Below are 389 nucleotides of genomic sequence, written 5' to 3'. Positions count from 1 at the left end.
CCACCGGGACATGGTCGGATGGTTTTTCCCAAGCGCGCACATGCTTTTCGATAGAGGCCGATGAGAATCGGTTGGCGGCTTCCGGCGACAAAAGCAGGTGGTCGATACGGATGCCGTTGTTCTTCTGCCAGGCGCCGGCCTGATAGTCCCAGAACGTATAGGTGTCGCGCGCGTCGGTGACCGCGCGCACCGCCTCGGTGAAACCAAGATTGAGCAGCCGACGGAAGGCCTGTCGCGTCTGCGGCTGGAACAGGGCGTCGCCCAGCCAATTCTCCGGAAACCGCGCGTCGATCGGCTCGGGAATGACGTTGTAGTCGCCGGCGAGCACCAGAGCCTCCTCAAGTCTCAGCCGTTCTTCGGCCCAGCGCTCAAGCCGCGCCATCCAGGAC

General features: G+C 63.2%; 1 protein-coding gene. It reads right to left on the bottom strand.

Annotated elements, in window-relative coordinates:
- A partial coding sequence (locus tag EN879_RS38735; RefSeq protein WP_206521129.1) for an exodeoxyribonuclease III occupies positions 1–389 on the bottom strand: 389 nt, incomplete at both ends.

Origin of the sequence: Mesorhizobium sp. M7A.F.Ca.AU.002.02.1.1, from assembly GCF_003998535.1 — a bacterium.
Classification (GTDB): domain Bacteria; phylum Pseudomonadota; class Alphaproteobacteria; order Rhizobiales; family Rhizobiaceae; genus Mesorhizobium; species Mesorhizobium ciceri.
Note: the sequence above shows the minus strand (reverse complement) of the source record. Positions and strands in the feature narration are given on the sequence as shown.